Here is an 8,869-nt window from a genome sequence, read left to right as displayed (position 1 = left end):
TGCCGGGCCAGCCGGACTGGTGGCCGCCGTCGAACTGGCCGCCGAACCGCTCGCCGTCGCCGCGCCAGGCACTGGCGTCGCATCGGCAGGGGTGCCAGAAGAAATGCCGGCCGAGGTGCCGGTGCTGGTGCCTGCAGCGGATGAGGAATCTGCGCCCGGGCGGCTCTTGTTGCGGTTCAGCAGCCGCCAGACCACAGCGACCACCACGATGATGACAAGGAGCCAGACGATCCAGTCCATAGCAGAGCCTTTCAGTCCGTATTCAGCCCATGAGGCATGGTTGCCGATGCTTGACGTTACGTCCGGGCAAAGCGGCTGTCCACCCTCCCGGCGGCCAAATGCCGGGCATTCCTGGAGCGGATCCCGGGCCCGGTGAGCAACCCGGAACCGGATTCAAACCCGGCCCGGCGTGTAGCCTCGCCTCATGGATTTCAAGCGACTGCAGATTCTGCGTGAACTCGCCGGCCGCGGGACCGTGGGCGCCACGGCGGAGGCCATGAAGGTCACGCCATCGGCAGTGTCGCAGCAGCTGAAGACCCTGCAGGAGGAACTGGGCGTCGTCCTGGTGGAGAAATCCGGCAGGGGAGTGCGCCTTACCGAGGCAGGGCTGGCCATGGCCGGCGCCGCCGCCGACGTGTCGACGGCCATGGCCCGGGCGGAAGCAACCATCGACACGTACCGGCGCGGCTGGCAGACACGGGTGGTGGCAGCCTTCTTTCCCAGCGCCGCGGAGATGTTCCTGCCGGGCATGCTGCACCGGGTCAAAGCCGTCGAGGGGCTCCGGTTCGAGGCGCACTTCGAGGACCCGGGCGTTGCCGGGTTCGCCGGGCTGACCGCGGACTACGATATCGTCCTGGCGCACAGTGTCGACGGTCCGGAAGTCTTCGGCGGCCAGGGCCTGACGGTGGTGCCACTGCTGGACGAACCCCTGGACGTGGCCTTGCCGGCCGGGCACGCTTTGGTCGGCAAGGCCACGCTGTGCGCCGAGGACGTCGTCGGCTTTCCGTGGATGGGGGTTCCCGAGGGTTTTCCCTTCGACACCGTGCTGCGCCAGATCGAGGTGCGGGCCGACTCGCAGGCGGTCCGGGCCCAGCAGTTCCCGGATCTGCGGGTCCTGGAAGCCCTGGTCAGCGCGGGGCACGGGCTGAGCCTGCTGCCGCGGTACACGGCGGTCAGTAACCAGGGCCGGGGGTTCGTCCTGCGCCCGCTCGAGGGCGTGAAGGCCAGCCGCAGCATCGTGGCGCTGGCCCGTCCGGACGTCGCGGCCCGGACCACCATCCAGCAGGTCCTGGCGATGCTCAAGGCCGAGGCCCAAGGTGTCGCCGAGGCCCCGGAACTGCGTGACGCGGCTCACCGGGCCTAGGTCAAAGCGGGCCCCGGTTTCATGATGTGAGACGAGAGTCCACTATTTGATCGAAATATTCCCGGTTTTCCGCTTAACGCTCCGTTCTTGGGTCGTTGGCGCCTGTGGCAGAGCCCTAGACTTTGAGCCATGAGTCAGGACACCCAAACAGCAGCAGACACCAAGCCGGACATCAAGCCCCGCAGCCGGGTCGTTACCGATGGAATCCACGCCGCCCCCGCGCGCGGCATGTTCCGGGCGGTCGGCATGGGCGACGACGACTTCGCCAAGCCGCAGATCGGCGTGGCGAGCTCGTGGAACGAGATCACCCCCTGCAACCTTTCGTTGAACCGGCTCGCCCAGGGCGCCAAGGAAGGCGTCCACGCCGGCGGCGGGTTCCCCATGCAGTTCGGCACCATCTCCGTCTCGGACGGCATCTCCATGGGCCACGAGGGCATGCACTTCTCCCTGGTGTCCCGCGAAGTCATCGCCGACTCCGTCGAGACGGTCATGCAGGCCGAGCGGATCGACGGCTCTGTGCTCCTGGCCGGCTGCGACAAGTCGCTGCCGGGCATGCTGATGGCCGCTGCCCGCCTGGACCTGGCCGCCGTGTTCCTCTACGCCGGCTCCATCATGCCCGGCTGGGTCAAGCTCGAGGACGGCTCCGAAAAGGAGGTCACCCTCATCGACGCGTTTGAGGCCGTCGGTGCGTGCGCCGCCGGCAAGATGAGCCGCGAGGACCTGGACCGCATCGAAAAGGCAATCTGCCCGGGTGAGGGCGCCTGCGGCGGCATGTACACCGCCAACACCATGGCCTGCATCGGTGAGGCCCTGGGGATGTCCCTGCCCGGCTCCGCGGCACCGCCCTCCGCGGACCGCCGCCGCGATGCCTTTGCGCACAAGTCCGGCGAAGCCGTGGTCAACCTCCTGCGCCTGGGCATCACCGCCCGCGACATCATGACGCGCAAGGCGTTCGAGAACGCGATCGCCGTCACGATGGCCTTCGGCGGTTCCACCAACGCCGTGCTGCACCTGCTCGCGATCGCCCGCGAAGCCGAGGTGGAGCTGACGCTGGAGGACTTCAACCGGATTGGCGACAAGATCCCGCACCTGGGCGACCTCAAGCCCTTCGGCCGCTACGTGATGACCGACGTCGACAAGATCGGCGGCGTGCCGGTGATCATGAAGGCACTGCTCGACGCCGGCCTGCTGCACGGTGACTGCCTCACCGTCACCGGCAAGACCGTGGCCGAGAACCTGGCCGCGATCAACCCGCCGGACCTGGACGGCAAGATCCTGCGCGCACTGGACAACCCGATCCACAAGACCGGCGGCATCACCATCCTGCACGGCTCGATGGCCCCGGAAGGCGCCGTCGTCAAGAGCGCCGGTTTCGACGCCGACGTCTTCGAGGGCACGGCCCGCGTGTTCGAACGCGAACAGGGCGCGCTCGATGCCCTGGACAAGGGTGAAATCCACAAGGGCGACGTCGTTGTGATCCGCTACGAAGGCCCCAAGGGCGGCCCCGGCATGCGCGAGATGCTCGCCATCACGGGCGCCATCAAGGGCGCGGGCCTGGGCAAGGACGTCCTGCTGCTGACCGACGGACGGTTCTCCGGCGGAACCACCGGCCTGTGCATCGGCCACGTCGCGCCGGAAGCCGTCGACGGCGGCCCCATCGCGTTCGTCAAGGACGGCGACCGGATCCGCGTGGACATCGCGGCGCGCACCTTCGACCTCCTGGTCGACGGCGCCGAGCTCGAGGCCCGCAAGGTCGGCTGGGAGCCGCTCCCGGCCAAGTTCACGAAGGGCGTGCTCGCCAAGTACGCCAAGCTCGTCCACAGCGCCTCCACGGGCGCATACTGCGGGTAGTGCCTTACCTGGGTGGACGGCGCTGAGCGCCGTCCACCCAGGTAGGACCAGCTAGTGGACACCGTTGTCCAAATAGTGAGACACGGGCCGGGCTCGTTGACACCCGTCTCACTCAGAGGGAAAACTGAACGCATGATCGAGATCGTTACAGCCGGAGCCACTGAATTTGAGTGCACTGCAGTCGAGAGCGCTGCAGGTGTTTCCGTCGTACTTACCAAGCGCGTGGCTCATTAGCCTTCACTGGTAACGAACCGTCACGCGCAACCCCTCGAAGAGCCCGCCGGCTGAGGGGTTTTTTTATTTCCCGCAGCACCAGCCGCACCACCAGAACAAAACCAGTAGTTCCACGATCACCGAAGATCCACAAAGGAAGAGTCCGATGAGCAAAGGATCGCCGATCAGCCCCTCGCTGATGGCCACCAAGTCCACTGGAGCCCACAAGGCTCCGGAACGCGTCGAACGTCCGGCTGACGCCGGCGTCGACTCTGCTGCCGTCTCTCCTGTCCTCGGACCGAACAACGTCGTACCCCCGACGGTCATGACCGGTTCGCAAGCAATTGTCCGCTCGCTCGAAGAACTCGGCGTCCAGGACATTTTCGGTTTGCCCGGTGGCGCGATCCTGCCCACCTACGACCCCTTGATGGCTTCCAAAATGAACCACGTTTTGGTCCGTCACGAACAGGGAGCCGGCCACGCCGCGCAAGGCTACGCCATGGTTACCGGACGGGTTGGCGTCTGCATCGCCACCTCGGGCCCGGGTGCCACCAACCTCGTTACCGCCATCATGGACGCCCACATGGACTCCGTGCCGATAGTGGCCATTACCGGCCAGGTCTCCAGCGGGGTGATCGGCACCGACGCATTCCAGGAAGCGGACATCGTCGGGATCACCATGCCGATCACGAAGCACTCCTTCCTGGTCACGGACCCCAACGACATCCCGCATGTGATGGCCGAGGCGTTCCACCTGGCGTCCACCGGACGCCCGGGACCGGTCCTCGTGGACGTCGCCAAGGACGCCCAGCAGGGCCAGATGACGTTCTCCTGGCCGCCCAAGATCGATCTCCCGGGATACCGGCCGGTGGTGCGCGGCCACAGCAAGCAGGTCCGCGAGGCCGCCCGGCTCATTTCCGGTGCCAGCAAGCCCGTGCTCTACGTCGGCGGCGGAGTGGTCAAGGCCCACGCCTCGGCCGAGCTGCGTGAACTGGCCGAGCTGACCGGCGCCCCCGTGGTGACCACCCTGATGGCGCGGGGCGTGTTCCCGGACTCGCATCCCCAGCACGTGGGCATGCCGGGCATGCACGGCACGGTTTCCGCCGTGACGGCACTGCAGCAGTCGGACCTGCTGATCACCCTGGGCGCCCGGTTCGATGACCGCGTGACCGGCATCCTGAAGTCCTTCGCCCCGAACGCCAAGGTCATCCACGCCGACATCGATCCGGCGGAAATCTCCAAGAACCGCACGGCCGACGTCCCGATTGTCGGCTCGGTCAAGGAGATCATCCCGGAGCTGACCGAGGCCCTGCGCCTGCAGTTCGAAGCCTTCGGCACCCCGGACCTGACCACCTGGTGGGCCTTCCTTAACAACCTCAAGGAAACCTACCCGCTCGGCTGGACCGAACCCGAGGACGGCCTCAGCGCCCCGCAGCGCGTCATCGAACGCATCGGCGCCCTGACCGGTCCCGAAGGCGTCTATGTCGCCGGCGTCGGACAGCACCAGATGTGGGCCTCGCAGTTCATCAAGTACGAACGCCCGCACGCCTGGCTCAACTCCGGCGGCGCCGGCACCATGGGCTACGCCGTGCCGGCGGCCATGGGCGCCAAGGTGGGCGAACCGGACCGCGTGGTCTGGGCGATCGACGGCGACGGCTGCTTCCAGATGACCAACCAGGAACTGGCCACCTGCGCGATCAACAAGATCCCCATCAAGGTCGCCATCATCAACAACTCCTCCCTGGGCATGGTCCGGCAGTGGCAGACCCTCTTCTACGAGGGCCGCTACTCCAACACCGACCTCAACACCGGCCACGACACAGTCCGCATCCCGGACTTCGTCAAGCTGGCGGACGCCTACGGCTGCGCCGCCTTCCGGTGCGAACGCGACGAGGACATTGACGCGACCATCCAGAAGGCACTGGAGATCAATGACCGCCCGGTGGTCATCGACTTCGTCGTGAGCCCCAACTCGATGGTGTGGCCGATGGTCCCCGCAGGGGTCAGCAACGACCAGATCCAGGTTGCCCGCAACATGACCCCGGAATGGGAAGAGGAGGACTGAACATGACCCGCCACACATTGTCCGTTCTGGTCGAAGACAAGCCCGGTGTGCTGACCCGCGTCGCCAGCCTCTTCGCCCGCCGGGCCTTCAACATCAATTCCCTGGCCGTCGGCCCCACCGAGGTCCCGGGCATGTCCCGGATGACCGTGGTGGTCGACGCCGATGGCGAGCTGATCGAACAGGTCACGAAGCAGCTGAACAAGCTGGTCAACGTGATCAAGATCGTCGAGCTCACTTCCGAATCTTCCGTACAGCGTGACCACATCCTGGTCAAGGTACGTGCGGATGCCGCAACACGCCTGCAGGTCACCCAGGCTGCAGACCTGTTCCGCGCTTCAGTGGTCGACGTCTCCACAGAGTCGGTGGTCATTGAGGCAACGGGCCACCCCGAGAAACTCACGGCACTCTTGTCAGTGCTTGAGCCATTCGGCATCCGCGAAATCGTGCAGTCCGGCACCTTGGCCGTTGGGCGGGGATCCCGCTCCATGAGTGACAGGGCCCTCCGCAGCGCGTAACACCGCCGGAGCCGCCCCGTTGTACCGCAGCACCACAGACAATATCTACGAAGAATCCACTCAAAAGGAGACACCCCAGTGACTGAAATGTTTTACGACGACGACGCCGACCTGTCGATCATCCAGGGCCGCACCGTCGCCGTCATCGGTTACGGCTCCCAGGGCCACGCCCACGCCCTCAGCCTCCGCGATTCCGGCGTTGACGTCCGCGTCGGCCTGAAGGAAGGCTCGAAGTCCCGCGCCAAGGCCGAGGCCGAGGGCCTGCGGGTCCTGAACGTTGCCGACGCCGTCGCCGAGGCCGACCTCATCATGGTCCTCACCCCGGACCAAGTCCAGCGCCACGTCTACGCCGAGGACATCGCCCCGAACCTGCAGCCGGGCGACGCCCTGTTCTTCGGCCACGGCTTCAACATCCGCTACGGCTACATCCAGCCCCCGGCCGACGTCGACGTCGCCCTCGTCGCCCCCAAGGGCCCGGGCCACATCGTGCGCCGCGAGTTCGAAGCCGGCCGCGGCGTGCCGGACCTGATCGCCGTCGAGCAGAACCCGTCCGGCAAGGCCAAGGAACTGGCCCTCTCCTACGCCAAGGCGATCGGCGGCACCCGTGCGGGCGTCATCGAGACCACCTTCACCGAAGAGACCGAAACCGACCTCTTCGGCGAGCAGGCTGTCCTCTGCGGCGGCGCCTCGCAGCTGATCCAGTACGGCTTCGAAACCCTCACCGAGGCCGGCTACAAGCCCGAGGTCGCCTACTTCGAGGTGCTGCACGAGCTCAAGCTGATCGTCGACCTCATGGTCGAGGGCGGCATCGCCAAGCAGCGCTGGAGCGTTTCGGACACCGCGGAATACGGCGACTACGTCTCCGGCCCCCGCGTCATCACCCCGCAGGTGAAGGAAAACATGAAGGCTGTCCTCGCGGACATCCAGGACGGCACCTTCGCCAAGCGCTTCATCGACGACCAGGACGCCGGCGCGCCGGAGTTCAAGGCGCTGCGCAAGAAGGGTGAAGACCACCCGATCGAGGCCACCGGCCGCGAACTGCGCAAGCTGTTCTCCTGGATCAAGAACGAAGACGACTACACCGAAGGGTCAGTCGCCCGCTAGGCATTGCCCGGCAGGGGAGCCGGACACCACATCATGGGGTCCGGCTTCCCTGCTGTCCAGCACCACCAGCACCACCCGATTCACCAAAATCCCCACCAGATACACAAGAGAGCTAAAGAGGTCACCGGTGACAAGCACCAAACCTGTCGTACTCCTCGCTGAGGAACTTTCGCCCGCCACAGTCGAGGCCCTCGGCCCGGACTTTGAAATCCGCCAGACTGACGGCTCCGACCGTTCCCAGCTGCTCTCCGCGATCGCCGACGTCGACGCGATCCTGGTCCGCTCCGCCACCCAGCTGGACGCCGAGGCCATCGCCGCCGCCAAGAACCTCAAGGTCATCGCCCGCGCCGGCGTCGGCCTGGACAACGTGGACATCAAGGCGGCCACCCAGGCCGGCGTCATGGTGGTCAACGCGCCGACCTCCAACATCGTCTCCGCCGCCGAACTGACCGTCGGGCACATCCTGAGCCTCGCCCGCCACATCCCGCAGGCCAGCTCCGCCCTCAAGGACGGGGAGTGGAAGCGCTCCAAGTACACCGGCATCGAGCTCTTCGAGAAGAAGATCGGCATCATCGGCCTGGGCCGGATCGGCGCCCTCGTCGCGGCCCGCCTGAAGGGCTTCGACACCAAGATCCTCGCGTACGACCCCTACATCACCTCCGCCCGGGCCGCCCAGCTCGGCGTGCAGCTGGTGACGCTCGACGAGCTCCTGGCCCAGTCGGACTTCATCACCATCCACATGCCCAAGACCCCGGAAACCGTCGGCATGCTCGGCGCCGAGGCGTTCAAGAAGATGAAGAGCACGGCGTACGTCGTCAACGTCGCCCGCGGCGGCCTGGTGGACGAGGAAGCCCTCTACACCGCGCTGCAGGCCGGTGACATCGCCGGCGCCGGCGTCGACGTCTTCTCCAAGGAACCCAGCACCGACCTGCCGTTCTTCAAACTCGACAACGTCGTGGTGACCCCGCACCTGGGCGCCTCCACCGACGAGGCCCAGGAGAAGGCCGGCGTCTCCGTCGCCAAGTCCGTCCGCCTGGCCCTGGCCGGCGAACTGGTCCCCGACGCCGTCAACGTCGCCGGCGGTGTCATCGCCCCGGACGTCCGCCCCGGCATCCCGCTGATGGAAAAGCTGGGCCGCATCTTCACCGCGCTGACTCATGCCTCCCTCACCCAGTTCGACGTCGAGGTGGCCGGCGAGATCTCCTCGCTCGATGTCAAGGTCCTGGAACTCGCGGCGCTCAAGGGCATCTTCGCCGACGTCGTGACCGAGCAGGTCTCCTACGTCAACGCACCCGTCATCGCCGAGCAGCGCGGCATCAACGTCCGCCTCATCACGACGCCGGACACCGAGTCGTACCGCAACGTCCTGACCCTGCGCGGCGCCCTCAGCGACGGCAGCCAGATCTCCGTCGCCGGAACCCTGACGGGCCCGAAGCAGATCCAGAAACTGGTCGGCGTCAACGGCTACGAGGTGGAAATCCCGATCAGCGAACACCTCGTGGTGGTTGCCTACTCGGACCGCCCCGGCGTGATCGGCACCATCGGCCACATCCTGGGCATGAACAACATCAACATCGCCGGCATGCAGGTGGCACGCCAGACGGAAGGCGGCCAGGTGCTGGCGCTGCTGACCATCGACAGCTCCGTTCCCCAGCAGGTCCTTGACGCGATCAAGGCCGGGATCGGCGCTGACATGGTCCGCGAGGTTGACCTCGAGGACTGAAATCCTCCCCGCGTGGCCCCGGCGGCGGCATGACG

At 66.6% G+C, this 8,869-nt stretch carries 6 protein-coding genes and 1 pseudogene; 6 read left to right on the top strand and 1 reads right to left on the bottom strand.

The annotated features are described in order from the left end of the window. Window positions 1–240: pseudogene (locus Y706_RS0119650) on the bottom strand (hypothetical protein); the annotation flags it as partial. 184 nt (window positions 241–424) lie between these two features. On the opposite strand from Y706_RS0119650, the gene Y706_RS0119645 reads away from it, so the two are divergent. The 6 genes from Y706_RS0119645 (at window position 425) to serA (ending at window position 8,834) form a co-directional block, all read left to right on the top strand. Further along, complete coding sequence (locus Y706_RS0119645) at window positions 425–1,363, top strand: LysR family transcriptional regulator (RefSeq protein WP_028277929.1); 939 nt, start codon at window positions 425–427, stop codon at window positions 1,361–1,363. Between the two features lie 129 nt (window positions 1,364–1,492). Further along, complete coding sequence (gene ilvD / locus Y706_RS0119640) at window positions 1,493–3,214, top strand: dihydroxy-acid dehydratase (protein ID WP_026538934.1); 1,722 nt, start codon at window positions 1,493–1,495, stop codon at window positions 3,212–3,214. Window positions 3,215–3,593: 379 nt separating this feature from the next. Continuing rightward, a complete protein-coding gene (locus Y706_RS0119635; protein ID WP_028277928.1) occupies window positions 3,594–5,492 on the top strand; it encodes an acetolactate synthase large subunit in 1,899 nt (632 codons plus the stop codon). Between the two features lie 2 nt (window positions 5,493–5,494). Beyond that, window positions 5,495–6,007 (top strand): acetolactate synthase small subunit, encoded by a 513-nt coding sequence (gene ilvN, locus Y706_RS0119630; protein ID WP_018773531.1) that lies wholly within the window; start codon window positions 5,495–5,497, stop codon window positions 6,005–6,007. A 78-nt stretch (window positions 6,008–6,085) separates the two neighbouring features. Continuing rightward, complete coding sequence (ilvC, locus tag Y706_RS0119625; protein WP_026538933.1) at window positions 6,086–7,111, top strand: ketol-acid reductoisomerase; 1,026 nt, start codon at window positions 6,086–6,088, stop codon at window positions 7,109–7,111. A 127-nt stretch (window positions 7,112–7,238) separates the two neighbouring features. After that, window positions 7,239–8,834 carry a phosphoglycerate dehydrogenase gene (serA, locus tag Y706_RS0119620; RefSeq protein ID WP_028277927.1) on the top strand — a complete coding sequence of 532 codons (1,596 nt, stop codon included), beginning with the start codon at window positions 7,239–7,241 and terminating at the stop codon, window positions 8,832–8,834. Window positions 8,835–8,869: the final 35 nt, after the last annotated feature.

It is taken from the genome of Arthrobacter sp. I3 (assembly GCF_000520575.1).
Lineage (GTDB): Bacteria > Actinomycetota > Actinomycetes > Actinomycetales > Micrococcaceae > Arthrobacter > Arthrobacter humicola_A.
This window is presented reverse-complemented; position numbering and strand designations above follow the sequence as displayed.

Bases quoted from the DNA above. Each gene is read 5' to 3' on its own strand.
- Y706_RS0119635 (WP_028277928.1), top strand. From the start codon at position 3,594: ATGAGCAAAGGATCGCCGATCAGCCCCTCGCTGATGGCCACCAAGTCC.
- ilvD (WP_026538934.1), top strand. From the start codon at position 1,493: ATGAGTCAGGACACCCAAACAGCAGCAGACACCAAGCCGGACATCAAG.
- Y706_RS0119645 (WP_028277929.1), top strand. From the start codon at position 425: ATGGATTTCAAGCGACTGCAGATTCTGCGTGAACTCGCCGGCCGCGGG.
- ilvN (WP_018773531.1), top strand. From the start codon at position 5,495: ATGACCCGCCACACATTGTCCGTTCTGGTCGAAGACAAGCCCGGTGTG.